The following is a 24,763-nucleotide window of genomic DNA, read 5'->3' as shown; positions in this document are numbered from 1 at the left end:
TCAGGCACGCCGCTCGCTGCGCAGCGTCCAGCCCTCGGCGCCGCGAAAGGCGAAGCCGGAAACCGTGGTCAGCATCAGGTACAGCATGAAGCCCGTGATGTAGAAGTCGAAGGGCAGGCGGGTGGAGCCGGCGCCCACATGGATCTGGCGCATGATCTCGGCGAGGCCGGTCACCGAGATCAGGGCCGACTCCTTCAGCACCTGCTGCCAGACATTGCCGATGCCCGGCATGGCGTAGCGCAGTGCGCGGGGGGCGATGATGCGGCGCAGCATCAGCAGCCGCCCCATGCCCACGGCGCGTGCCGCCTCGATCTCGCCGCGCGGGATCGCCAGGTAGCCGCCGCGGATCACCTCGGTCTGATAGGCGCCGGAGACGATGCCCACGGCCAGCGTGCCGACCATGAAGCCGTTCAGGCCCCAGAAGCCCTGCTGCCCGAGCATGCGGGCAACCGCGGTCATCACCTGGCTGCCGCCGAAATAGAACAGGTAGACCACCAGCAGGTCGGGGATGCCGCGCACGACGGTGGTGTAGACGTCGCCGGCCCGGCCTGCCACGGCCGAACCCGACAGCTTGGCCCAGGCACCCAGGGTGCCGAAGCCGAGCCCGGTGGCGAACGCGCAGGCCGAGACGGAGAGGGTCAGAAAGGTCGCGTAGGCAAGCTGCCACCCCCAGCCGTTCGGCCCGAAGCCGATCAGCGTGAAATAGGTCGCCATGCCCACGCGCCTCGGGGGTCAGCCTAGGACGGCGGGCTGATGTCGACCTTGAACCACTTGAGTGAGAGCGTCTTGATGGTGCCGTCGGCCAGGGCTTCGTTCAGCCCCTTGTCCAGCAGCGCCTTCAGGTCGGCGTCGCTCTTGCGCAAGCCGATGCCCGTGCCCTTGCCGAGCAGGCCGCCGGTGAACAGCGGTCCGGACAGCTTCATCTGGTCCCCGCCCGGCTTGCTGAGGGTGGACGCGAAATAGGAGGTGGACGCCAGTGCCGCGTCGACGCGGCCGGCCTGCAGATCGAGGTCGTGCTCCTCGGTGGTCGGGTAGGTGCGGATCTCCGTCACGCCCTTGAAGTAGGTGTTCAGCAGATCGGCCTGGATGGTCGAGACCTGCACGCCGATGACCTTGCCCTTCAGCGCGGGGGCGAGGTCCTTGATCGCCTTGTCCATCGCCGCCTTGTCGTCCAGCGACACGCGCACGCCGCTGTCGGGCATGGCCGCGAGCGGGCTTTCTTTCATCACCGCGAAGGTGGTGGGCGAGTTGGAGTAGGGGCGCGTGAAGTCGATCACTTCCAGCCGCTTCGCGGTGATGCTCATGCCGGACATGATGGCGTCATACTTGCCGGCGTTCAGGCCGGGGATGATGCCGTTCCAGTCCTGGGCCACGAATTCGCAGGTCAGGTTGACGCGCTTGCACACATCCAGGGCGAGGTCGATCTCGAAGCCGATCAGCTTCCCGTCCGGCGCGTGCATGTTGTACGGCGCATAGGCGCCTTCGGTGGCGATCACCACCTTCTTCCAGTCCTTGGCCTGCGCCGCCGGCACGGCCAATGCGACCGCGACGGCCAACGCCGGCAGAAGACGCGATATCTTCACCATGAAGCCTCCCCATTATTATGCACGCACACGACCGCGCACGGACTGCGTGGGCCCGGCATGAAGCGGCGGAAGCTAAGGCTCCCGATGGCGTTTGCAAAGTGGGAAATCAGGCGGCGCCCCGGGGGCCGGAGGGGCGGACCGCCCCGTCGGACGGCTTGAAGCCGGGTGAGGCCTGGGCCTCGACGTGCTAGCCTGGGTGCCCCACGTCCCGCTCCTCGACGCGGCGGAGACGATGTCCGGCCACACGCCACCGCCTGGGACCGGAGCCCGGCCGGGGCCGGCGATGACCACACCCGCCAGGGATCGATCTAGCGACCCGTGCCGTGCCGACCCGGTCGTCACCGCAAGGAGGTTGACCATGACAATCGCGAACCGGCTTCGGCAGTACCTGGATAACCAGGGTGTTGCCTACGACGTCGTCGCGCATCCGCGCACGCTGACGACCAGCGGGTCGGCCCACTCGGCGCATGTCGCCGGGAGCAAGGTGGCCAAGCCCGTGGTCGTCCATCACGAACTTGGCTACGTGCTCGCCGTTGTTCCCAGCACCCATCGCGTGGAGCTGGGCACCTTGCAGTCGCTTCTGGACCGGCGGCTCGGCCTGGCGACAGAGGCGGAGGTCACCGGGCTGTTCAACGACTGCGAAATCGGCGCCATCCCGCCCGTGGGCGCGGCCTACGGCGTGCCGGTGGTGGTGGACGAGAGTCTGAGCGATGCGCCGGACGTGTATTTCGAGGCCGGCGACCACGCCACGCTGGTGCATGTGAGCGGCGCCGCCTTCAGGGCGTTGACGAAGGAGGCGCGCTGGGCCCGCTTCAGCCATCCTGCCTAGTTCAGCGCGATCTCGTCGCCTGGACGGACGGTTCCTTCCACCAGCACGGCGCCATAGACGCCGGCCTTTCCGTCATGCGCCTGGGCGACATTGCGCAATACCTCAGGGCGTGCCTGCGCTGTGTCCGGGTCGAGGGTGATCATCTTGCAGCGCGGATCGCGCTCCAGCAGCGCAACCACCGCCTTGGCGCCGATCCGCAGCGAGCGCCCGACGAACCCGTCCTCCGTGAACCCGGAGGCGGCGCCGAGATCAGCGTAGATGTTGGCGCGGAACCGGCGCTGGTCCAGCGCCATGCCGACTTCCTGCCCGAGGCCGCGCACCGTCTGCAGTGAAATGAAGGATACCGGCCGGCAATCCGTCATCGCCCGGTCGGACCGCAGCAGAGCGAGCCCGTGCGCGGCGCCGCTTGCCGTGCGCAGCCGATCGCGCAACGTGGGATCATCGATCGCCAGCACGTCGCCCGCCGGCGTTTCGACATCCACGGCGAGATCGCCGATGGCGGGATAGACGGGCGTGAGACCGGGCGCGAGGCTTTCGGCTTCCGCCAGGTTCGGGGGGCGCGCCGCCAGCGCCGGGTCGCGGAATCTCGGCCGGTACAGCAGCATCTCCGCGAGCTCGCGCCCGGTGAGGTAGGGAAATCCCGCGGGGGCGTCGGGGTTGCGGAACGCATAAAGGCGATCGCCGTAGACGCCCGAGAAGGCAATGTATGCCTCCTGCAGCTTTTCGCCGCGCATGCTCTTCACGGGATAACGCCACAGGCTTTCGACGTGCCCGATGACACTCATGCTGGCAACTCCATGGTTGGATCGGCATTGCCGCGCTGGGCAACCACGACGACGGCGCGCGGAGGGTAATGCCGGCGTCCGGCTGCCGGCAACGGCGGTCGAGGACTTGTCACGCTCCGAGCATTGGTTCACATTCTGGTCGGAATTGATCCAAGATTGGCGTCGGATGATACGCCACAGGAGGGGTGGTGAAGGTCACGGAAGTCGCATTCATTGCGCTGAACGCACCCCTGCCCGAGGGGGCGGCCTATGGGATGTCCAAGTCCCTCGCCACGGCGCGGCAAAGTACGCTGGTCAAGCTGGTGCTGGAGGACGGCACCGAGGGATACGGCGAGGCATGGGGAATACCGGCGGTCAACCTGGCCTACCTGCCGTTCCTGCAAGGATATGTCGTCGGTGCGACGGTTTTCGACATCGAGCACGTGTTCAGTCGCATCCTGGCGCGCCATTATCATTTCGGCGTGCAGGGGCCGTTCATGGCGTGCCTGTCGGGCATCGACATCGCGGCCAAGGATGCGACCGGCAAGCTCCTGGGGCTTCCCGTTCACCGGCTGATCGGCGGCAAGCGCTGGGATCGCGTCAGCGTCTACGCCTCCGGCGGATATATCACCGAGGACCCGGATCGCGACTTCGAGCCACAGATCGCCCGGATGGCGAAGGATGGCCACCGGGCCATCAAGATCAAGATCGGCCTTTCGCCCGCATCGGATGCGGCGCGCGTGGCGCTTGCCCGCAGGATCATGGGCGACGACGCCGACATCATGGTCGATATCAACTCCAACTATACGGTCGATCTTGCGCGGGAGAGCATTTCCCGCATCGCGCAGCATCGGATCGGCTGGGTGGAGGAGCCGCTCGCGCCGCAGGACATCTCGGGATATGAGCAGCTGCAGCGCTGGAGCCCGATCCCGATCGCGACCGGCGAGGCGCTGTATACGGCGCATGACTTCAAGCTGCTCGTGGATCGCCGCGGGGTCGATGTGATGCAGCCGGATTTGTCGCTGTGCGGCGGGTTCTGGCAGGGGCGGGCAATCGCATCGATGGCCGTGCTCAACCATGTGCGGATCTCGCCGCATGTGTGGGGCACTGGAATCGGTCTGGCGGCGGGCGTTCATTATGTCGCGGCCATGCCGAGCAACCCGCATGCCGACAACATTCCGAAGCCACCGCTCGTCGAATACGATGTCGGCGTCAATCCGCTGCGGGAATCCCTGCTGAGGGCGCCGCTCCGGCCGGTGGACGGCATGATTGCCGTGCCGGACGCGCCGGGCCTCGGAATCGAGATCGATTGGGATGCCGTCGGCCGCTATGCCGTTCGCTGACTCGCCCGGCGCGGCGCGGGGGGAGGATGACGTCCCTGCAGGGACGGTGCTGGATATCGCCGATCTCAAGACGTATTTCGACACCGATGCCGGCATCGTGCGCGCCGTCAACGGGGTGACGCTGCGTGTTGCCGACGGCCAGACCCTGGCCATTGTCGGCGAGTCGGGCTCCGGCAAATCCGTCACCGGCCTGACCGTGATGCGGCTGCTCGCCCGTACGCCCGGCCGTGTCGCGGGCGGCAGCATTCTCTTCCGCGGCCGCAATGGGCTGGTGATCGATCTGCTGGCCTTGTCCGAGGCCGAAATGGCCAAGCTGCGCGGCCGCGAGATCGCCATGATCTTCCAGGACCCGATGTCCAGCCTCAATCCGGTGTTTCCCGTAGGCGAGCAGATCGCCGAGCCCATTCGCATCCACAAGGGCGCCTCTCGCCACGAGGCGCGGGCCCAGGCCATCGAACTGCTGCGTCAGGTTGGCATCAACGATCCGGACACCCGTGTCGACGCCTATCCGCACCAGCTCTCCGGCGGGATGCGCCAGCGGGTGATGATCGCGATCGCGCTGGCCTGCGATCCCCGGCTGCTGATTGCCGACGAGCCGACCACGGCGCTGGACGTCACGATCCAGGCGCAGATCATCACGTTGCTGCGGCGTCTGCAGCGCGAACGGAACATGGCGATGATCTTCGTCACGCATGATCTGAAGCTGGTCGAGGAGATCGCCGACCAGGTGGCGGTGATGTATGCCAGCCAGATCGTCGAGCAGGGCACGACAGCGGACGTGCTCGAGCACCCGCGGCATCCGTACACGCGGGCGCTGCTTGATTGCACGCCGCATGGAGGGGCGCACGCGGGCGGAACGCGCCGCCGCCTGCAATCGATCCCCGGCGGCCTGCCGAGCCCGCTCGCACCGCCGGCAGGGTGCCGGTTTCACCCGCGCTGTGGCTTCGCGACCGCGGCCTGCATGGCGGCGGAGCCGGTGCTTGAGCCGGTGACGGCGCAGCACGTCACGCGCTGCCGCCGCTGGCGCGAGATCACGCTGTGAGCGCACACGCGAACGCGGCGGGTCCGCAGGCGAGTGCCGTGCCGCTGGTGCGCGCCCGCGGGTTGTCGAAGGCGTTCGGGGCAAGCGGCGGTCTGTTTGCGAAAGCCCCAAAGCCGGTTCGCGCCGTGGATGACGTCTCGCTCGATATCGAGCAGGGCGAAGTGCTGGGCGTGGTGGGCGAGTCCGGGTCGGGCAAATCCACGCTCGGCCGCCTGCTTCTGCGTCTGATCGAGCCGACCGCCGGCACGCTCGAATTCGCCGGCGAGAACCTGTCGGCGATGCCCGACGGGGCGTTGCGTCACTTCCGGCGCAACATGCAGATGATATTCCAGGACCCGTTCGCCAGCCTTAATCCACGGATGACCATCGGCGACGCGCTGGTCGAGCCGCTGCGCCTGCATCGCGGCCTGCACGGGACGGCGGCGCGGGACGCCGCCGCCGCTCTGCTCACGCAGGTCGGCCTGACGGCTGAGCATCTTCATCGCTATCCGCGCGCGTTTTCCGGCGGCCAGCGGCAACGCATCGCCATCGCGCGGGCGCTGGCGTCGCAACCGAAATTCATCGTGGCCGACGAGCCGGTCTCGGCGCTGGACGTGTCCGTGCAGGCGGACGTGATCAACCTGCTGCAGGATCTCCAGCAGTCGTTCGGCCTGTCGCTGCTGTTCATCAGCCATGATCTCTCGGTGGTGGAGGTCATCGCCGACCGGGTCCTGGTGCTGTATCTCGGCCGGGTGATGGAAATGGCGCCGACGGCGACGCTGTATGCGCATCCGGCCCATCCGTACACCGTTGCGCTGATGCAGGCCGCACCCGGGCGGCATCGCGGCGGCACCCGGCTGGAACTGGCCGGAGAGATTCCCAGCCCGAGCAATCCGCCATCGGGCTGCGTGTTCCGCACGCGCTGCCCGTTCGCCATCGGCGCCTGCGCGGAGACGAGACCCGCCCTGCGGGAGAAGGCACCTGGACATTTCAAGGCATGCATCCGCGATGACCTCGCTTTCTGACTCACCTCCCACGCGCCTTGCGGGCAAGCGGGTCTTCGTTGTCGGTGGCCGCGGCTTCGTCGGATCGCATGTGGTGCGCGCGCTGATCGCGGCCGGCGCACGGCCGCAACTGTTCGGCCCGCCGATGGCCGAGGACCGCCTGGCCGATGTCGCCGGCGCGTTCGACGAGTTCACCGGCACGGTGGAATCACGCGCTGCGCTGCGCGCGGCGCTGCACGGCGCGCGGGCGGACGCCGTCGTCTCCTGCGCGGCGCATGGTGTCGGCCGCGTCGGCTTGATGCGCTCCGGAGAGGCCGAGGCCGACGCCGCGATGGGCGTCAATGTGCTGGGTTTCGGAAAGCTGCTCGACGCCGCGCGCGAGGCCGGCATCGGCCGGGTCGTCTGGACCAGCTCGACCGTCGTCTACGGTCCCGCGGAAAGCTATGCGGCGCAGCCGGTGGACGAGGATGCGCCGGTGGCGCCGACGACGATGTACGGCCTGACGAAGACTCTGGCGGAGGAACTCGCGCGCTACCACGTTCGCCGGTACGGCATGTCCGTCGTCGGCCTGCGCCTGCCGCTTATTCTCGGCCCCGGTCTTTGGTATCAGGGTGCCGCGGCCGCGCTCGCGGGTCTGTTTCGGGCCGCCGGGGCGGATGCGCCGTACCGCCTGGAATTTCACGATCACCCGATCGACCTGATGTATGCCGGCGATGTCGGCGACGCCGTCGTTGCCGTTCTGCGGCATGCGGGGCCGCTGCAAGCGGTCTACAACCTCGAGGGCTTCAGCGCGGCGGCGAGCCAGATCGTGCGCGCGGCACGGGAATGCCGGCCCGGCCTGGCCGTCGAGATGGTCCCGACCGTGCCTGCGATCCTGTTCCCGCTCATTTCCGGCGCGCGCCTGCGTGCCGACGTGTCCTTCACGGCGAAGCACGATCTTTCCGCGCTCGTCCGCGCATTGCTGCAACAGGATGATGCATCACCATGATCAATCAACGTCTGGCCCGGCTTGGGCTCGTTCTTCCGCAAGCGGCCGCACCGTCCTTCAAATATACGCCGGTCACGTTGCATCGCGGGGTTGCCTATGTCGCGGGGCAGCTTCCGAAAGTCGATGGCGAGGTGCGGGTTTTCGGCAAGGTGGGCGCGGACGTCGATCTCGAAACCGCCAGGTCGCAGGCGCAGGTATGCGTGCTGCAAGGGCTTGCCTGCCTGCGTGACGCGATCGGCACGCTGGATCAGGTCGAGCAGGTCTTGCGGGTGAACGGCTATGTCGCATCGGCCTCCGGCTTCAACGATCAGCCGAAGGTGCTTGACGCCGCTTCGGAGCTGCTGCTGCAGATTTTCGAGGAGCGCGGGCGGCACGCGCGGTCGGCTGTGGGTGTGGCCGAACTTCCGCGCAATGCTGCCGTCGAGATCGAATTCACGTTTGCCTATCGCGAATAGGCCGTCTGTTCATGCGCGACCGCCGGGTCATCTGCTGCAAACGCGCGTTCAAGCCAAGTCGGTGCCTCGGCGGCCGACGGATGGGAGGATACGTTGATGCATGATCATGAACTGCCCGCCGGTCTGACCCGGCGCACGGCGCTGTCACTGTTCGGCCTTGCCGCACTGGGTGGCATCGGTGTTGCGCCGGCCCATGCCAGCGAGCTGTACGGTCCGGCGGCGGCTGACGCGCGCAAGGGCGGAACCCTGACCATGGGCCTGCTGCTGGAGCCGCCGGGGCTCGACCCGTTCCACCAGGCCGCGGATGCGCGCATCCGCGTGACCGTGCTGCTGTATCAGGGCCTGTTCTACGAAGGCTCGGACGGGCAAGCGGTCCCGCTGCTGGCCGAGTCCTACGACCTGTCGCCGGACAAGCTGGCCTACACGGTGAAGCTGCGCAAAGGCGTGAAGTTCCACACCGGCCAGACGATGACGGCGAAGGACGTCGCCTACAGCTACAACTACATCCGCGATCCGAAGAACGGCTCGCCCGGCGCCGGCGATTTCGCGGTGATCCAGTCGGTGGAAGCCACCGACGACGCGACCGTGACGATCAAGCTGAGCCAACCCAATGCCGCCCTGCCGATGACGCTCGGCAACAAGTACGGCGGCGTGGTGCCGGCGGGATATTTCGACGCGGCCGATGCCGGCACCAAGCTGAACCAGATCAGCGTCGGCACCGGGCCGTTCAAGCTCGCGGAGTTCAAGCCGAACAGCAACCTGGTGCTGGCGCGCAACCCGGACTACTGGGAACCGGGGCTGCCATATCTCGATCAGGTCAACTTCATCTTCCTGCCCAACAGCTCCGGCATGCTCGTGGGCCTGCGCAACCGGCGCATCGACCTCGCGGTAGTGGCGCGGCCGCAGGACGTGCAGCAGGTGGAAGGGCAGCGCGGCCTGTTCGTCGAACGGTGGCCTTCGCTGAACCAGAAGGCCCTCGATCTCGGCCTCGAATACGGGCCGCTGTCGGACGAGCGGGTTCGCCAGGCGATCTCGCTGGCCGTCGACAAGGCCGAAATCATGCGCGCCTCGGTCGGCGGCCTGGGCAAAGTCATCGGCACCATGGTTGCGGGCATGCAGGACCTTTGGGGCGTACCCATCGATCAATTGCCGAACCAGAAGCAGGACCTGGACAAGGCACGCAAGCTGCTGGCCGATGCCGGCCACCCGAACGGGCTGGACCTGAACCTGACCACGATCATCGGCTATGACTGGATGGACCCGGCGGCGCTGGCGCTGCGCGAGCAGCTCGGCAAGATCGGGATCAAGCTCAACATCCAGCGCATCGAGCTCGGCGTGTGGGTGAAGAACTTCCAGTCCAAACAGATGGGCCTGACCTTCAACGACTGGTCGACGCAGCCAGACCCGAACCTGCTGTTCTACCGGCATTTCCACATGGCGCCGGAAGGTGCGGATTTCCGCAACTGGAAGGACGAGCTCGCCAGCAAGCTGCTGGACGAGGGGCGGGCGGAAAGCGAGCTGGCGAAGCGCAAGGCGATCTATGCGCGGTTCCAGCAGGAGATGGCGCGATCGGTGCCCACGGTCATGTTGTTCAGCGCGGACCACATCACGGTCCGCGGCGAGCGGGTGAAGAACTACGTCCAGCATCCCACCGGCTGGTATTACGGCCTGGCGCGCACCTACCTGGCGTCGTAGCCGCGGGTTGGGGGCGGTGACCGCCCCCAACCTTCTTGCTTGCAATACCCGGAGCGCCAGAGCTGATGGTTGGCTATCTCGTGCGGCGATTTGCGGCATCCATATTCACGGCCCTGCTGGCGTCCGGCGTCATCTTCGTGCTGACGCGCAGCGTGCCGGGGGACGTCGTCGCCCAGATGCTGGGCCAGACGAGCGATCCCACGGCGGCGCAGGCATTGCGGGCGTTCTTCGGCCTCGACCAGCCGATGTACTCCCAGTATCTCGGATGGCTCGGGCGGATGTTGTCGGGCGATCTGGGCACGAGCTGGACGCGTGGGCAGCCGGTGGCGCAGATGCTCGGCGATGCGGTGCTGGTGACGCTGCAGCTCAGCCTGATGACGGTTGCCATCGCGACCGCGGTCGGCGTTCCGCTGGGCGTTCTGGCCGGGATCTACGAGGGGCGTTGGCCGAGCAGCCTCATCCAGGTCTTCAACCTGCTCGGCCTGGCCGCTCCGGTCTTCTGGGTCGGGCTCATGCTGCTGGTGGGCGTCTCCACCGTGTTCGATTGGTCACCGCCGTTGCTGTACACGTCGCCGAGACAGTCGATCGTGGACAATCTCAGCATCCTGGCCCTGCCCATCGTGAGCCTGGGCATTCTGCAGGCCGCCGCCTACAGCCAGTTCGTGCATCAGAGCGTGGTGTCCGCCTTCCACCAGGAATATGTGCGCACGGCGATCGCCAAAGGCGTACCGCTGCGCATGGTGTTCTTCAAGCATGTGCTGCGCAACGTGGCGATCCCGCTGGTCACGTTCATGGGCCTGATCCTGATTCAGATTCTGGGCGGGGCGGTGATCATCGAAAGTCTGTTCGCGCTGCCGGGGCTTGGGCGGCTGTTGCTGTCTTCCATCGAAACCCGCGACTACCCGGTGTTGCAGGCCGCGTTGATGATCGTCGTGGTTGTGGCGATGGTGGTGAATCTCATCGTCGATCTGCTGTATCGGGTGATCGACCCGCGTGTTCGGCTGACGTGAGGGCCCGATGACCAGCGCCGGTTCAACCGTGACCTCCCACGCCGCATCCATGGCCGCACTTCGCCGATTGCGGCGGCAGCCCGGGCTTGCCTTCGGCGTGCTGCTGCTGGCGTTCGTGGCGCTCGTGGCATTGATCCCGGCGCTCTTCGCGGGGCAATCGCCGCTCACGGTCAATGTGGAGCAGGCGCTTTCGCCGCCCTCGATGGCGCATCTGTTTGGAACCGATGATGTCGGGCGCGACGTGTTTGCGCGCGTCGTCCACGGCACGCGGGTCACGCTGTCGATCTGCGCCGGGGCGCTGCTGCTCTCGGCGCTCGTGGGGGCTTCGCTCGGACTGATCTCCGGGTTCGTCGCCGGCCGGGCGGACATGGCGTTGGGCCGGCTGGTGGATGTCGTGCTGAGCTTTCCGCCCGTTGTCCTGGGCATCATGGTCACCGGCATACTGGGGCCGAAGACGATCAACCTGGTGCTGGCGCTTGGTGTCGTCTACATGCCGGTGTTCTTCCGTATCGCGCGGGCCGGCGCCCTGGCCGAAGCCGGGCAGACCTATGTGGAGGCCGCGCGCAGCATCGGGCTGTCCGGCCCGACCATCCTGTTCCGCCATATCCTGCGCAATGTCCTGCCGCTGGTTCTCGTTCAGTACGTGATCCTGTTCCCGCTGGTGCTGCAGATCCAGGCGGCGCTTGGCTTCCTCGGGTTGGGCGTGCAGCCGCCGACGCCGGATTGGGGGGCGATCCTGCAGCAGGGGAAGGACTACATCATCCTGGCGCCCTGGGTGTCGGCGTTCCCGGGTCTGGCGATCCTGACGACGGCGCTGGGGCTGATGCTGATCGGACGGGCGCTGCAGCAGAAGCTGGACCGGCGCTAGATCCAGCCGCGTGAATCAACTGCCGCCGACTGACAACAGGGTGCGCAACAGGTAGGTGCGGATGAGTTCGCGCGCCGCGGTGCGGTCGCGCTGGCGAAGCGCGTCGATGATCGCGGCGTTGTCGCGCACCGCCGTCTCCCGCACCGCACTCACCGCAATGGGGCGGCCGCCGGGGCGTCCCCAGCCGGAACGCCGCCGGGAGAGGATGATGCTTTCGAACACGCCTTCGAGGAAACGGTTCTTCGCTGCACGGACGATGGCGAGATGCAGCGCGTATTTCGCTTCCTTGAACTCCGTCCAGGTCTCGGCGGCACGAAGCGTGTGGAGGTGGTGCGACAACCCTGCGAGATCCGACTCCGTTGCACGCTCGACGACGAGGTCCACGAGTGCGGGCTCGAACAGGAGGCGGGCTTCCAGCAACTCGTCCAGGCTGTAGTCCGGGCCCGAACGCGGCGCCGCCGCTTCAGCCACGAAGGTGCCGCGACCGACATGGCGAATGACGAGCCCTTCGTCCGCCAATTGGTTCATCGTCTTGCGAACCGTATTGCGCGCTGCCCGGAATTGCGTCGCCAATGCACGCTCGGTCGGCAGCCGGGCGCCTGCGGGCATCCGGCCGCCCGCGATCAACTCCTTGAGGCTGCGGTAGATGGCCTGGCCATCCGCGTCCGACTTGCTACGCGAACCCCCGGTTTCGATCGCCTGACCTGACATTCCCAACATTATCGCTCTGCCGCTGAGCTCAAGTGGAGAGACTTACAGAATCGACAAGACTTCGCAACAGAGTTGGCCGCCCTGGGTCAGGCCCGATCCGCCGCCGAGCCCGACGAGCCAGACCGCAGGAACCGGGGGGCGGCAGGTGAACGGGCGATTGCCGGCGCGATGGTTCTGGGCGCTGCCGGCTAGAAATTGCTTCGCGAATGATTGTCATTGGATGATATTGGTTGGCGCTATCTGGCCCCGCGAGGGACCGCGCCAGACTGACCAGACCGGGAATTGTGCTGCACGCTGCCGGATCGGATTCCCGCACACGGTTTCTTGAAGAGACGCGGGCGCCATGCAAGCTGGCCAGGATATCGAGTGTGAAGGGACGACAATGAGCGAACGGACGCCGATCTGGTCAGGCCTGACCGAGGAGGAGCACGAGTTTCAGTACAACCCGCAACGCGCCTTCCCGAATTTCGCGGAATACCGGGTGCTGCGGGAGCCGGCCAACCAAGCGGCCCGGACCAGTCTGCGGATGGCGGCAGACATCGCCTATGGCGATCATCCGCTGCGCAAGGTGGACATCTTTCCCGCTGAACGAACGGGCGATGCGCTGTCGCCCGTCCACATGTTCTTCCATGGCGGCTATTGGCGTGCGCAGGACAAGGAGGCTTTCTCCTTCATCGCCGGCGCGCTGGTCGCGCATGGAATCACCACCGTGATCGTGAACTACGAGCTATGCCCGCAGTCGACTCTCGACGCGGGGGCGGACTCGGCGATCTGCGCGGTGGAATGGACGCATCGGCATATCGGCGAATATGGCGGCGATCCGAACCGGGTGAGCCTTTCCGGCCATTCGGCCGGCGCGCATCTGGGTGCCGAGATCCTGGCGGTGGACTGGCGTGCACGGGGCATCGATCCGTCGTTCATTCGCGGCGCCGTGCTCATCAGCGGCATCTACGATCCGGAGCCGGCGATGCGCACGACGGTGAATCAGCAACTGCGTCTCACGCCGGAGATCGTTCGCCGGCGTGACGTGGAGCGCAGGACGCCGTTGGTGCAGTGCCCGGTCACGATCTATGTCGGCGGGCTGGAGCCGTGGCAGTGGATTGACCAGTCGTTCCGCTATTCGCATCACCTGCACCGGCATGGCTGGGACCCGGAGGTGCATGTGCTGCCGAACTACAACCACTTCGATATTCTGCAGACATATCTGCGACCGCAGGACCCCGTCCTGGCCGCCACGATCACGAAGGCCACGGCGTGATGCGTGCCGGCGAGACACCGGACCAGGAGCCCGCGACGCGGCGGTGGCGGATTTCCGTGTATGACGTCGTGCTCGATGGCAGCGCGCCTGCTCTGTCGGACGGCCCGCATCGCTTCTTCTATGTGCGGCAAGGGGGCCTGACCCTCCGCTCGGCGGACGCCGCGACGGTGGTGGGCGAGAATGACGGCGCGTTCTCGAGCGAGGCGGTGTCGTTGGAAGGTGCCGGCCTCGTCTGGATCTATGAAGTCATGCCGGACGATGTGCCGCTGATCGGCTCGTCCCTCGCATCGCTCGTGCTGTCGCATCGCACCGCGCTCGGTGCGGATGCGCCGCAGCTGATGCGGGCCGACCGTATCGAGTCGCAATCCGGAAGCGCCACGCCGCGCCACGGGCATCGCGGCCCCGGACTCCGCCGCCTGCTGTATGGGCGCCTGATGGCGGAGGTCGGCGACCATCTGCAACGCATCGACGAGGGACAGGCTTGGTTCGAGACCGGTCGCGACCCGGTCATCGGCACGAACATCCATTCCGGGCCGAGCGCGTTCGTGCGCGTCACGGTCCTGCCCCTTGAGCTGGAAGGGGGCAAGAGCTCCTTCATCCCGGCGGATGCGGCCGAGGCTGCCAAGCCGCGGTCGGTCAGTCAGAGGCTGTTCGGCGAACGCCGCATCCAGGGCGCGTCTCGACAGCAGGCCTCGTAACCCCCGTCGCTCGTCCGAGCGCAAGTACTAGCCAGCCGGCGGTCATGCGCGGCACACTGCCGCGCATGACCAGCTTCGCGCCCGTTGCCCACGACATCTTCTCCGTCATGACGGTGCCGGCCGAACAGGTGGCGCCCGCGACGGCCGAGGCGGTGGCGCTCGCCGGGTGGGGCCTTCGCGCCTCTGCCACCCTCCTGACCGGCGAGCGCGACCGCAATTTTCGTCTCGTCGCGGCGGACGGCGCCGAATATGTGCTGAAATTCGCCAACCCCGCCGAGGACCCGGCGGTGACCGACCTGCAGATCCAGGCATTGCTGCATATCGCGGCCAGCGATCCCGGCTTTCCCGTGCCGCGCATCGTGAAGCGGCCGGACGGCGCCGCCGAGGCGCTGCTGCCGCGCGACGACGGCAGCGTGCAGCGGGTGCGGCTGCTGAGCTGGCTGCCCGGCGTGCCACTGCGGCAGGCGCGGCGCAGCGCCGCCCAGCGTGCCGCTTGCGGCCGGGCGCTGGCACGGCTCGGCCTGGCGCTGCGCGGCTTCACGCATCCCGCCGGGCGGCACGCGTTGATCTGGGACGTGACCCATGTGCCCCGCCTGCGCGAGGTCATGGATACGCTGGACCATGCCGCGGCCCAGGACGCCGTCGCCTCGGTGCTGGACGATTTCGACGCGCGCGCCCGTCCGGTGCTGCCGACGCTGCGCCATCAGGTGCTGCACAACGACATGAACACCGGCAACACCCTGGTGGACGCAGCCGATCCCGATCGCCTCGTCGGGATGATCGATTTCGGCGACATGGTGGAGACCGCGCTCGCCATCGACGTGGCCGTCGGCGCTACCAGCCAGATCGGTGCGGACATGGGAGCCGCCGAGGCGATGGCCGTGTTCGTCGCGGGCTTCCACGCGGTGCGCCCATTGACGCCGGATGAGCTCGCGGTGCTGCCGGTGCTGATCGCGGCGCGGCTATGCATGAGCCTGGTGCTGCCGGCCTGGCACCGGCGCGTGCATCCCGGCAACCCGCATTACCCGCCGATGACCGCAACGGAGATCACGCGCCGGCTCGGCCTCATCGCCGCCGCACGATCGGCGGACACTGCACACGCCCTGCGCCGCGCCTGCGGCCTTTCATGAGGAACCCATCATGACCACTCTTGCAGAACCGGCCGAAGACCTGCTTGCGCGCCGTGCCCGGCTGCTCGGGCCGAGCTACCGGCTGTTCTACGACGCGCCCGTGCACCTCGTGCGCGGGGAGCGGGTGTGGCTGTGGGATGCGGACGGAAACCGCTACCTCGACATGTACAACAATGTTCCTTGCGTCGGGCACTGCCATCCCCGTGTCGTCGAGGCGCTGTCCCGCGCTGCGGCGACGCTGAACACCCATACCCGCTATCTGCACGAAGGGGTGCTGGCGCTGGCGGAGACGCTGCTGGCCACCATGCCGCGCGAGATCGGCAACGTGATGTTCACCTGCACCGGCAGCGAGGCCAACGACCTCGCCATCCGGGTCGCCAAGAGCGCCACCGGCGGCACGGGGGTGATCGTCACCAGCAACGCCTATCACGGCGTGACCGAGACCATCGCTGGCATGTCGCCGTCGCTTGGGGCCGGGGTGCCGTTGGGCGCCGGGGTCTACACCGTGCCGGCGCCGCCGGCCGACCGGGACGGCGTGGATGTGGCGGAAACATTCGCGGACGGCGTGCGCGCGGCGCTGGCCCGCATGGCGCAGGACGGGGTGCGGCCGGCGGCGCTGCTGGTCGACGACATCTTCTCCAGCGACGGCGTGTTCTTCGACCCGCCGGGCTTCCTGGCCCCGGCGGTCGAGGCGGTGCGCGCCGCGGGCGGCATCTATATCGCCGACGAGGTGCAGCCCGGTTTCGGCCGCACCGGCGTGATGTGGGGGTTCACGCAGCACGGGCTGGTGCCGGATCTCATCACCATGGGCAAGCCGATGGGCAACGGCCATCCGATCGCGGCGATGGCCGCGCGGCCGGCGCTGCTGGAGGCGTTCGGGCGGCAGGCCCGCTATTTCAACACGTTCGGCGGCAATACGGTGTCCACCGCGGTTGCCAAGACGGTGCTGGACGTGATCGCGGACGAGCGGCTTGCGGAGAACGCCGCCGTCCAGGGCGCCTATCTGCGGCAGGGGCTCAAGCGGCTGGCGCAGCGCCACGCCCTGCTGGGCGATATCCGCGGCGCCGGGCTGTTCCTGGGCCTGGAGATCGTCAGCGACCGCGCCACCCATGCGCCGGCGGCGGCGGAGACCAAGCTGATCGTCAACGGGCTGCGCAACCGCGGCGTGCTGATCGGCAGCGCCGGTCCGCAGGCCAATGTGCTGAAGGTGCGGCCGCCGCTGCCGCTGCGCCAGGAAGAGGCCGATTTCTTCCTGTCGGCGCTGGACGAGACGCTGGCGGCGGTCAGTTAGAGCGCCGTCCCCAGGCCGCCGTCCACATAGAGTTCCTGGCCGGTGACATAGGACCCGGCCTCGGAGGCCAGGAACACGGCAATCCCCGCGAGGTCACGTGGCGTGCCCCAGCGGCGCAGCGGGATGCGTGTTGTCATGCGCTCCACGAACGCCGTGTCTGCGCGCAGCCCGGCGCTGAGCTCGGTCTCGAAATAGCCGGGGGCGAGCGTGTTGACGGTGATGCCGTGCGGGCCCAGCTCGGCGGCCAGGGTGCGCGCGATGGCCGCCAGCGCGCTTTTGGAGGCGGCATAGCCGTGGATCGTCGGCCGGCCGCGGCTGCCGGTCAGCGAGCCGGTGAAGATGATGCGGCCGTGGCGCTGGCGGATCATGTGCGCGGCCGCCTGTTGGGCGGCAAAGAAGCAGGCGGTGAGGTTGGTGCGCAGCACGCGGTCCCAGTCCTCCACCCGCCACTCCGCCAGCGGTTTCGCGCCATGGGTACCGGCATTGGCGAGCAGGATGTCCAGCCGGCCATGCCGTGCAGCCACCGCTTCCACGCCGGCGCGGACAGCGGCCTCGTCGGATACGTCGAAGGCCTCGGTATCCACGCGGTGCCCGGCCGCCCGCAGGTCGGCCGCGACCGGCGCGAGCGTCGCGGGGTCGCGGCCGTTCAGCACCACCGTGGCGCCGGCCTCGGCCAGTCCCTGCGCCATGCCAAGGCCCAGCCCGCGCGACGAGCCGGTGACCAGGGCGACCCGCCCCGCCAGCGAGAACAACGACATCACCTCACCGTCGCTTCCATCTCGGCGCGCAGCTCCGGCGTGATCTCAGGCATCACGCCGAACCAGGCCTTGAAGGCCGGTCGCGCTTGGTGCAGCAGCATGCCCAGGCCGTTCACCACCGGATTGCCGCGGGCGCGCGCCGCCTGCAGCAACGGCGGCTCCAGCGGATTATAGATGATGTCGCAGACCAGCGCGGCCTTCGGCAGCGCGTCCAGCCGCAGGTCCAGCGGCTGCTGCCCGACCATGCCCTGGTTGGTGGTGTTCACCAGCAGCGCCGCGCCGGCCAGGGCGGTGTGGCGCTGGTCCCAGTCCAGCACGGTGATCGGGCCGCCGAATTCCTGCGCCAGCCGCTCGGCGCGCGCGCGGGTGCGGTTGACCAGCTGGACTTCCGGCGCGCCTTCGTTCAGCAGGCTGACGACGACGCTGCGCGCGCCGCCGCCGCCGCCCAGCACCACGGCCGGGCCGGCATCACCGCGCCAGTCTGCCTTGCCGTCGCGCAGGTTCTCGATGAAGCCGTAGCCGTCGGTGTTGGAGCCGCTGAGCGACCCGTCGGCTTCCACGATCACCAGGTTGACCGCCCCCATCCGCTTCGCCGCGGGATCGAGGCGGTCGACCAGCCGCGCCACTTCCTCCTTGTGCGGGATGGTGACGTTGCAGCCGGCGAAGCCCAGCGCCACCAGGCCGCGCAACGCCGCTTCCACACGCCCGGGCTGCACGGGCAGCGGCAGATAGGTGCCGGGAATGCCGTAATGCGCCAGCCAATAGCCGTGCAGCTTCGGCGAGCGGGACTGGAACACCGGCCAGCCGATCAGGCCGGCCGCCTTGAACTGCTTCGTGTCGGTCATCGAATACGGATCACTTCTTTCCCACCGGCGGCAGCACCTCGGTAATCACCTGCTTGCCGTCCTTGATTTCCACCAGATAACTCTCGCGGTCCAGGTCACCCTTGTCGTCGTAGGACTCGTCCATCAGCAGGCCCGGATACTGCGCGGCCGAGAAGCTGCCGCCATGGATGGCAGCGGCCATCGCCTTGCGGTCGAATTTCCCCAGTTTCTCCGTCGCGGCCTTCACCAGATACACGGCGGTGTAGCCCTTGATGCCGTTGTGGTCGCTGCTGGTGTTGTAGGCCTGCATGAACTTGCGGCCGAATTCCTGCACCTTCGGGTTCGGCGCATCGACGCTGAGCCCGACATGGCCCTTGGCGCCGTTGGCGGCCGGGCCGGCCAGCTCGATCACCTTCTGGCTGACCAGCACGGTCTCGCCGTACACGGGCTTGTCGTAGCCGAGCTTCTTCAGCGCGATCAGGAAGCGCGCGCTCTCCTCCTCGTTCATGTAGGAGAACAGCGCGTCGGCATTGGCCTTGGACGCGTTCACCACTACCGGGGAGAAGTCCATCTGCCCCGGTTCGGTGGAGATGTCGGCGGCGAGCTTGATGTTGCGCGCGGCCATTTCCTTGACCATGGCGTCGCGGCCGCCCTTGCCGAAATCGTTGGCGCCCCACACCACGACCATCGACTTCACGCCGTTCTTGGCGAGGTAGTTGGCCAGCTTCGGCATGGCGGACGCCTGGTTCAGCGAGGTGCGGAACAGGTATTTCATGCCCTGCTGCGTCAGGTTCGCGGCCTCGCCGCCCATGATCATCGGGATCTCGGCGTTCTCCGCCACCGCCATGCTGACATTGACGTCGCCCGAGAAGATCGGGCCGAGCATCACATAGGGTTCGGCGTCCGCGGCCTTGGTGGCGACGGCCTTCGCGATCTGCGGCTGGGACTGGTTGTCCTGGTGGGTGATGGCGATCTTGCGGCCGAGGATTCCGCCGGCGGCATTGATCTCCTTCACCGCGAGGTCGACGCCCATCTTCCACATGCTGCCGGAGGTCACACCGGTGCCGGACAGCTCGACATTGTTATGGATGGCGACTTCGGATTCGGCCGCGCCGGCCGGCAGGCCGATCGTGGCCAGGGCGGCGCCCAGCTTCAGGGCGGTGCGGCGGTGCATCATGTTTCTCTCCCTTGGATGGTTTCCCGTTGTGCCGTGTCGTCGGTTCCTCCTGGGGCTGCGCAACCCTCACGCATTGGCGGGGCGCCCCAGGAAGACGCGGTTGAGGTCGGGGTCGTCCAGCAGCTTCGCCGCCGGACTGTCCAGCATCAGCCGGCCGCTTTCCAGCAGCAGCACGCGGTCGGACACGGTCAGCGCGCTGCGCACGTTCTGTTCCACCATCAGCACGCTGGTGCCAGTATCGGCCAGCCCGCGCAGCAGGCGGAAGACGGTCTGGTTGATGATCGGCGACAACCCGATCGAGGGCTCGTCGATCAGGATCACCGACGGGCGCAGCAGCAGCGCGCGGGCGATCTCCAGCTGTTTCTGCTCGCCGCCGGACAGGCTGGACGCCATCGAGGTGAGGCGCTCGCGCAGATGCGGGAAGCGGTCGAGCACTTCCTCCATCCGCCCGGCGCGTTCGGCGCGCGGCACGGTAACGGCGCCGAGCTCCAGATTGTGCAGCAGCGACAGCGAGCCGAACAGGTTGCGCCCCTGCGGCACGAAAGCCACACCCTGGCGCAGCAGATCGGCGGGGCGCAGGCCGGTCACGTCCTGGTCGCGGAAGGTGATGCGCCCGGCGCTGGGGCGCAGCAGTCCGAAGAACGTCTTCAGCACCGTGGACTTGCCCGCGCCGTTGGGGCCGATGAGCAAAGTGATCTCGCCGGCCCGCGCATCGAGGGAAAGCTCGTTGAGGATGGTCAGGCTGCCATAGCCCGCGACCACGCGCTCGAAGGTGATGAGGCTAGACACCGAGATAGGCCTCCAGCACCGCGCGGTTGGACTGCACCGCCTCCGGCGGGCCTTCGGCCAGCACCTTGCCCTGCGCCATGCAGATCACGCGGGTGCACAGGCGCATGACGAAATCCATGTTGTGCTCGATGACCACGAAGGTGCCGCCATGCTCGCGGTTCAGCCGCAGCAGCAACTCGGTCAGCTCGTCGATCAGGGCCGGGTTCACGCCGGCGCAGGGTTCGTCCAGCAGCACGAGGCGCGGCGAGGCCATGAACGCCATGGCGATGTCCACCAGCTTCTGCTGGCCATAGGACAGGCTGCCCGCCGGCAGATGGGCGACGTGGCCGATCCGGAACAGGGCGATGATCTCCTCGGCGCGGCCGCCCAGTCCGGCGTCCGGGCGGGCGAACAGGCGGCCGGCGGCGCTGCCGCTGAATTCCTGGCCGGCGGCGATCAGGTTGTCGCGCACGGACAGGCGGCCGAACACCTGCAGGCTCTGGAAGGTGCGGCCGATGCCGCGCCGGCTCAGCGGCAGCGCGCCCATGCCGGTGACGTCGGCGCCCTCGAAATACACCTGCCCTGCGCTGGGCTTCACCTGGCCGAGAATGGAATTGAACAGCGTGGTCTTGCCGCTGCCGTTGGGGCCGATCACGCCGAGGATCTCGCCCGCTGTCACGCTGAAGCTCACGCCGTCCACGGCGCGGATGGCGCCATAGGCCTTGTGCACGTCGCGCACTTCCAGCAGCGCGGTCATCGGCGGACGCGCTCCGGCAATGACAGCAGACCGCCGGGAAGCCAGATCATCATCGCCACGATCAGGAAGCCGAACACCGCCAAGTACCAGTCGGCGGCGAAGCGCAGCCATTCCGGCAGCAGCACCACCACGACCGATCCGAGCGCCGGCCCGAAGAACCGCCCGGAGCCGCCGGCGATGACCATCAGCAGCATGGACAGCGACGTGGCGAAGCCGAACGGCGCCGGCTCCACGAACTGCACCAGCGGCGCGAACAACGCGCCGGCGATGCCGGCATAGGCGGCGCCGATGGCAAAGGCCATCAGCGTGTAGAACGTGGTGTTGATGCCGACGCTCTCGGCGCGGATCGGGTTGTCGCGCAGGGCGGCGAAGGCGCGCCCCCAGGGCGAGCGCAGCAGGAACGCCATCAGCACTCCCGTCAGCACCAGCACCGCGAAGGTGAGGTGGTAGAAGTCCAGCGGGCGGTTGAAGCGCCAGCCGAACAGCGTGGGGCGCGGGATGTTGTTGATGCCGAACGTGCCGCCGGTCAGCCACTCCTCGTTGCGCAACACCAGGAACACCAGCATGTTGAAGCCGAGTGTCGCGAACGCGAGGTAATGGTGCTGCACCCGCAGCGCAGGAAAGCCGAGCAGCAGCCCGACCACGAAGCACAAGGCCGCCGCCGCCGGGAAGATCGCGAGATACGGCACGCCGGCCTTGGACATGATCGCCGCCGTATAGGCGCCGATGCCCAGGAACGCCGCCTGTCCGAGCGAGATCTGCCCGGCATAGCCGACCGTCAGGTTCAGCCCCATGCCGGCGATCAGGTACACGCACCACAGCGTCGTCAGGTACACGCCGTAGTTCTTCATCTGCGTCGGCGCCAGCGCCACGAAGGCCAGCCCGGCAAGGAGGATGATCCAGCGCAGCGGGCTCACACCTTGCGCTCCTCGACCGTGCCCAGCAGGCCCTGCGGCCGGAACACGATCACGACCATGAACAGCACCAGGGCCACGCCTTCCTTGTAGCCCGGCGAGATATAGGTGCCGACGAGGTTCTCCAGCACGCCCACCAGCACGCCGCCGAGCAGCGCGCCGCGGCTGTTGTTGAAGCCGCCGATGATGGCGGCATAGAACGCCTTCAGGCCCAGCGTGTCGCCCATGTCGAATTTGGCCAGATAGACGGGCGTGATCAGCAGCGCGCTGACGGCGGCCAGGGCCGCGTTGATCAGGAACGCATACAGCACCATCCGCTCGACCTTGATGCCCAGCACGGTGGCTGCATCGCGGTTCTGTGCCACCGCCTGCATGGCCCGCCCGGTGACGGTGCGGTTCAGGAATGCCTGCAGCGCCAGCACGATGGTGCAGGCGACCACAACGGTGCCGATGTCGCCGGCCGAGACCCGCACGCCGCCAATGGTCAGCAGCGTGTCGGAGAACACCGAGGGAAAGGTGAAGACCTGCGCGCTGGCAACGCCCTTCACGGCCTGCCGCACGCCGATGGACAGGCCCAGCGTCGCGATCACCAGGGTGATGACGTCGTGGCGGATCAGCGGGTCCACCACCACGCGCTTGAACCCGTACCCCATCACCAGCAGTGACAGCGCCAGGGTGGCCAGGAAGGCCAGCGGCAACGGCAGGCCCAGCACCGACATGAAGAACAGCATCATGAAGGCCGGCAGCATGACCATCTCGCCGAGGGCGAAGTTGATCGTCCCTGACGCCTGCCACAGCAGGGTGAAGCCGAGGGCCGCAAGCGCGTAGCAGCCGCCTGTGGCGGTTCCGGCAATCACAAGCTGCAGGAAGTCGGTCACCGGCGTCGCGCCACGTTTTCGGCCACTTGTTCGTTCCCTCAGGCGACCGTTCGTTTACGGGGGGTCGCCCCCTTGGTCAATTCGCAATCGAGCCATCGCTACATGGCGGCGAACCGGGCCGCGGCGCGGGCGGCCTCCCGGCGCTGTGCCTGCACGGCAAGGCGCACCGCGGCGTTCGGGGCGCCGAACAGGCGGTAGCCACGCCGCTGCGCGATCTCGAAGAAGAAGCGGTCGTCGAAGCTTTCGGTGTAGGCGTGGATGAAGTCGCCGGCGTCGTCGCGGTCGTACAGCAGGTTCAGCCGCCGCAGTTCTGTCAGGAACGCGTCGTCGAGCCCGTGCCGGGCGGCGAGGTCGTCGTAGTAGTTCTCGGGGATCGGCAGGATGGTCCCGCCATGCGCGGCCACCGCCGCCACGGCGGCCATGATGTCTTCGGTGGCGAAGGCGATGTGGTGCACGCCCGCGCCGGCGTAGGCGGAAACGAAGCGCCCGGTCGCGGTCTCGCGGCTTTCGGAGATGTTCAGCGGCAGGCGCACCGTGCCGTCGGCGCTGATCATGGCGCGGCTGCGGATCAGGCCGTAGGGATCGGGGATCTCCCAGACCGGCTCGGGCAGCAGGCCGAACACGGCGCGGTAGAACAGCACGAAGCTGTCCATCCGCCCGGTCGGCAGCGCCTGGGCGACATGGTCGATGGCATCCAGCCGCGAATCGTCGCCGGCATCCATCTCCAGCTCGAAATCGTCCTGGTAGATGGTGCGGCCGGACGGGTCGGGCTGCACCAGATAGATCAGCGTGCCGTCGGGCGCGCGCACCGCGGGGATGGAACGTTCGCCTTCGCCGATCCGCTCCTGCCAGACCGGGCAGAGCAGGGCGCGGGCGCGGGCCAAGGCGCGTTCGCCGTCGTCCACGCGCAACGCCATGGCGCAGACCGAGGGGCCATGAAGCTGGAAATGCTCGGCCGCGGCGCTGTCCTGCTCGGCGTTCAGCACCACGTTGATGCGGCCCTGCCGGTACAGCGCGACATCCTTCGAGCGGTGCCGCCCGGCATGGTGGAAGCCGAGCTTGACCAGGAAGGCCGCCAGGCTTTCCCGCGCCTTCTCGTCCACCGCGAATTCCAGGAATTCGAACCCGTCGAACACCGGCGGCGCCGGCAGCATCGGGGGCGCATCGGACGGCTGGGCCTCGGCCTGGGCCAGAATCAGCGAGCGCAACCCGTCGCGAGCGGTCAGGCGGGCAGGGGCGGCGCGGAAATCGTCGTTGAAGATCTCCAGCGACAGCGGGCCACGATAGCCGCAGGCCAGCACGGCGCGCAGGAAGCCGGTGACGTCCAGCTGCCCCTGGCCGGGGAAATTGCGGAAATGCCGGCTCCAGCTCAGCACATCCAGCGCCATGCGCGGCGCGTCGGCGAGCTGCACGAAGAACAGCCGGTCGGCCGGCACTTCGGCGATGCCCGCCGGATCGTCGTCCACCGCCAGGGTGTGGAAGCTGTCGACGATCAGGCCCAGCGCGGGATGGGCGGCCCGCTGCACGATGCGCCAGGCATGGCGCCAGCGGTTCACGTGCCGGCCCCAGGCCAGCGCCTCGTATCCCACGCGCAGCCCGCGGCGGGCGGCGCGCCCGGCCATCTCCACCAGATCGGCCGCGGCGCGCGCGTCGTCGTCGATGGCCGAGGGGCTCACGTTGCTGCAGACCAGGACAAGGTCGGTCCCGAGCGCCTGCATGACGTCGAACTTCCGCTCGGCGCGGTCGAGATTGCGGGCCCGCTGCGGGTCCGGCATCGCCTCGAAGTCGCGGAACGGCTGGAAGATGGTGATGGCGAGGCCAAGGTCCTCGGCGATCCGCCGCACGTCGGCGGGCGAGCCGTCGAAGGTCAGCAGGTCGTTCTCGAAGATCTCCACCCCGTCGAAGCCGATGCTCGCCGCCGCCTCCAGCTTCTCCGGCAGGGTTCCGCTGAGGGAGACCGTGGCGATGGAGGTCGGGAGCCGGACCAGGGATGATGACATGACAAAAATCATAGGAGATTGTTTGGTATCGTCAAT

25 protein-coding genes are annotated in these 24,763 nt (G+C 67.9%); 13 read left to right on the top strand and 12 right to left on the bottom strand.

The genetic code is table 11. The features are described 5' to 3' along the window. Positions 1 to 714, bottom strand: a complete 714-nt coding sequence (locus tag OL599_RS07090; protein WP_264712969.1) for an ABC transporter permease — start codon at positions 712 to 714, stop codon at positions 1 to 3. Between the two features lie 23 nt (positions 715 to 737). After that, entirely contained in the window at positions 738 to 1,583 is an 846-nt protein-coding gene (locus tag OL599_RS07085) for a transporter substrate-binding domain-containing protein (RefSeq protein WP_456306686.1), read from the bottom strand. 361 nt (positions 1,584 to 1,944) lie between these two features. On the opposite strand from OL599_RS07085, the gene OL599_RS07080 reads away from it, so the two are divergent. After that, positions 1,945 to 2,415, top strand: a complete 471-nt coding sequence (locus OL599_RS07080; RefSeq protein WP_264712967.1) for an aminoacyl-tRNA deacylase — start codon at positions 1,945 to 1,947, stop codon at positions 2,413 to 2,415. Here the strand turns inward: OL599_RS07080 and OL599_RS07075 are convergent. Then, a complete protein-coding gene (locus OL599_RS07075; RefSeq protein ID WP_264712966.1) occupies positions 2,412 to 3,200 on the bottom strand; it encodes an MOSC domain-containing protein in 789 nt (262 codons plus the stop codon). The two genes, OL599_RS07080 and OL599_RS07075, sit on opposite strands and share 4 nt — an antisense overlap. Before the next feature lie 188 nt (positions 3,201 to 3,388). Between OL599_RS07075 and OL599_RS07070 the strand changes: the two genes are divergently transcribed. The 8 genes from OL599_RS07070 (at position 3,389) to OL599_RS07035 (ending at position 11,563) form a co-directional block, all read left to right on the top strand. Beyond that, on the top strand, positions 3,389 to 4,522 hold the full coding sequence (locus OL599_RS07070) for a mandelate racemase/muconate lactonizing enzyme family protein (RefSeq protein WP_264712965.1): 1,134 nt from the start codon (positions 3,389 to 3,391) through the stop codon (positions 4,520 to 4,522). Continuing rightward, positions 4,509 to 5,564, top strand: a complete 1,056-nt coding sequence (locus tag OL599_RS07065) for an ABC transporter ATP-binding protein (RefSeq protein ID WP_264712964.1) — start codon at positions 4,509 to 4,511, stop codon at positions 5,562 to 5,564. The genes OL599_RS07070 and OL599_RS07065 overlap by 14 nt, the downstream gene beginning before the upstream one ends. Before the next feature lie 125 nt (positions 5,565 to 5,689). After that, positions 5,690 to 6,568, top strand: coding sequence for an ABC transporter ATP-binding protein (locus OL599_RS07060; protein ID WP_347403191.1), 879 nt, complete (start codon positions 5,690 to 5,692; stop codon positions 6,566 to 6,568). Further along, a complete protein-coding gene (locus OL599_RS07055; RefSeq protein ID WP_264712963.1) occupies positions 6,552 to 7,535 on the top strand; it encodes an NAD-dependent epimerase/dehydratase family protein in 984 nt (327 codons plus the stop codon). Before OL599_RS07060 ends, OL599_RS07055 begins: the two co-directional genes overlap by 17 nt. Then, positions 7,532 to 7,990, top strand: a complete 459-nt coding sequence (locus tag OL599_RS07050) for a RidA family protein (protein ID WP_264712962.1) — start codon at positions 7,532 to 7,534, stop codon at positions 7,988 to 7,990. The genes OL599_RS07055 and OL599_RS07050 overlap by 4 nt, the downstream gene beginning before the upstream one ends. 96 nt (positions 7,991 to 8,086) lie before the next feature. Continuing rightward, on the top strand, positions 8,087 to 9,685 hold the full coding sequence (locus tag OL599_RS07045; protein WP_264712961.1) for an ABC transporter substrate-binding protein: 1,599 nt from the start codon (positions 8,087 to 8,089) through the stop codon (positions 9,683 to 9,685). Between the two features lie 65 nt (positions 9,686 to 9,750). Further along, a complete protein-coding gene (locus OL599_RS07040) occupies positions 9,751 to 10,695 on the top strand; it encodes an ABC transporter permease (protein ID WP_264712960.1) in 945 nt (314 codons plus the stop codon). A gap of 49 nt (positions 10,696 to 10,744) precedes the next feature. Continuing rightward, a complete protein-coding gene (locus tag OL599_RS07035; protein WP_264712959.1) occupies positions 10,745 to 11,563 on the top strand; it encodes an ABC transporter permease in 819 nt (272 codons plus the stop codon). A gap of 15 nt (positions 11,564 to 11,578) precedes the next feature. Here OL599_RS07035 and OL599_RS07030 read toward each other — a convergent pair whose 3' ends face one another. Beyond that, entirely contained in the window at positions 11,579 to 12,274 is a 696-nt protein-coding gene (locus tag OL599_RS07030) for a FadR/GntR family transcriptional regulator (RefSeq protein WP_264712958.1), read from the bottom strand. A gap of 382 nt (positions 12,275 to 12,656) precedes the next feature. Here OL599_RS07030 and OL599_RS07025 point away from each other — a divergent pair, with 382 nt between their 5' ends. The 4 genes from OL599_RS07025 (at position 12,657) to OL599_RS07010 (ending at position 16,651) form a co-directional block, all read left to right on the top strand. Next, positions 12,657 to 13,532, top strand: coding sequence for an alpha/beta hydrolase (locus OL599_RS07025; RefSeq protein ID WP_264712957.1), 876 nt, complete (start codon positions 12,657 to 12,659; stop codon positions 13,530 to 13,532). After that, positions 13,532 to 14,230, top strand: a complete 699-nt coding sequence (locus OL599_RS07020; protein ID WP_264712956.1) for a hypothetical protein — start codon at positions 13,532 to 13,534, stop codon at positions 14,228 to 14,230. The genes OL599_RS07025 and OL599_RS07020 overlap by 1 nt, the downstream gene beginning before the upstream one ends. A 65-nt stretch (positions 14,231 to 14,295) precedes the next feature. Next, positions 14,296 to 15,360: a phosphotransferase gene (locus OL599_RS07015; protein ID WP_264712955.1), complete on the top strand. Its 1,065-nt coding sequence runs from the start codon at positions 14,296 to 14,298 to the stop codon at positions 15,358 to 15,360. Between the two features lie 10 nt (positions 15,361 to 15,370). Next, positions 15,371 to 16,651: an aspartate aminotransferase family protein gene (locus OL599_RS07010; protein WP_264712954.1), complete on the top strand. Its 1,281-nt coding sequence runs from the start codon at positions 15,371 to 15,373 to the stop codon at positions 16,649 to 16,651. Here the strand turns inward: OL599_RS07010 and OL599_RS07005 are convergent. From OL599_RS07005 to OL599_RS06970, 8 genes are all read right to left on the bottom strand, one after another. Then, positions 16,648 to 17,409, bottom strand: a complete 762-nt coding sequence (locus OL599_RS07005; RefSeq protein ID WP_264712952.1) for an SDR family NAD(P)-dependent oxidoreductase — start codon at positions 17,407 to 17,409, stop codon at positions 16,648 to 16,650. The genes OL599_RS07010 and OL599_RS07005 overlap by 4 nt on opposite strands. Next, positions 17,409 to 18,254 carry a shikimate dehydrogenase gene (locus tag OL599_RS07000; RefSeq protein WP_264712951.1) on the bottom strand — a complete coding sequence of 282 codons (846 nt, stop codon included), beginning with the start codon at positions 18,252 to 18,254 and terminating at the stop codon, positions 17,409 to 17,411. The genes OL599_RS07005 and OL599_RS07000 overlap by 1 nt, the downstream gene beginning before the upstream one ends. A 10-nt stretch (positions 18,255 to 18,264) precedes the next feature. Continuing rightward, complete coding sequence (locus OL599_RS06995; protein ID WP_264712950.1) at positions 18,265 to 19,410, bottom strand: ABC transporter substrate-binding protein; 1,146 nt, start codon at positions 19,408 to 19,410, stop codon at positions 18,265 to 18,267. 66 nt (positions 19,411 to 19,476) lie between these two features. After that, positions 19,477 to 20,199, bottom strand: coding sequence for an ABC transporter ATP-binding protein (locus OL599_RS06990; RefSeq protein WP_264712949.1), 723 nt, complete (start codon positions 20,197 to 20,199; stop codon positions 19,477 to 19,479). Further along, entirely contained in the window at positions 20,192 to 20,935 is a 744-nt protein-coding gene (locus OL599_RS06985) for an ABC transporter ATP-binding protein (protein ID WP_264712948.1), read from the bottom strand. Before OL599_RS06985 ends, OL599_RS06990 begins: the two co-directional genes overlap by 8 nt. Further along, positions 20,932 to 21,852 (bottom strand): branched-chain amino acid ABC transporter permease, encoded by a 921-nt coding sequence (locus OL599_RS06980; protein WP_264712947.1) that lies wholly within the window; start codon positions 21,850 to 21,852, stop codon positions 20,932 to 20,934. The genes OL599_RS06985 and OL599_RS06980 overlap by 4 nt, the downstream gene beginning before the upstream one ends. Beyond that, the gene (locus tag OL599_RS06975; protein ID WP_264712946.1) at positions 21,849 to 22,727 is read right to left on the bottom strand and encodes a branched-chain amino acid ABC transporter permease; all 879 of its coding nucleotides are present in this window, start codon (positions 22,725 to 22,727) and stop codon (positions 21,849 to 21,851) included. Before OL599_RS06975 ends, OL599_RS06980 begins: the two co-directional genes overlap by 4 nt. A 98-nt stretch (positions 22,728 to 22,825) precedes the next feature. After that, positions 22,826 to 24,727 (bottom strand): bifunctional sugar phosphate isomerase/epimerase/4-hydroxyphenylpyruvate dioxygenase family protein, encoded by a 1,902-nt coding sequence (locus tag OL599_RS06970; RefSeq protein ID WP_264712945.1) that lies wholly within the window; start codon positions 24,725 to 24,727, stop codon positions 22,826 to 22,828. Between the last annotated feature and the right edge of the window lie 36 nt (positions 24,728 to 24,763).

Source organism: Limobrevibacterium gyesilva (assembly GCF_025989185.1).
Classification (GTDB): domain Bacteria; phylum Pseudomonadota; class Alphaproteobacteria; order Acetobacterales; family Acetobacteraceae; genus Limobrevibacterium; species Limobrevibacterium gyesilva.
The sequence above is the reverse complement of the archived record's forward strand: the minus strand, read 5'-3'. Positions and strand labels throughout refer to the sequence as shown.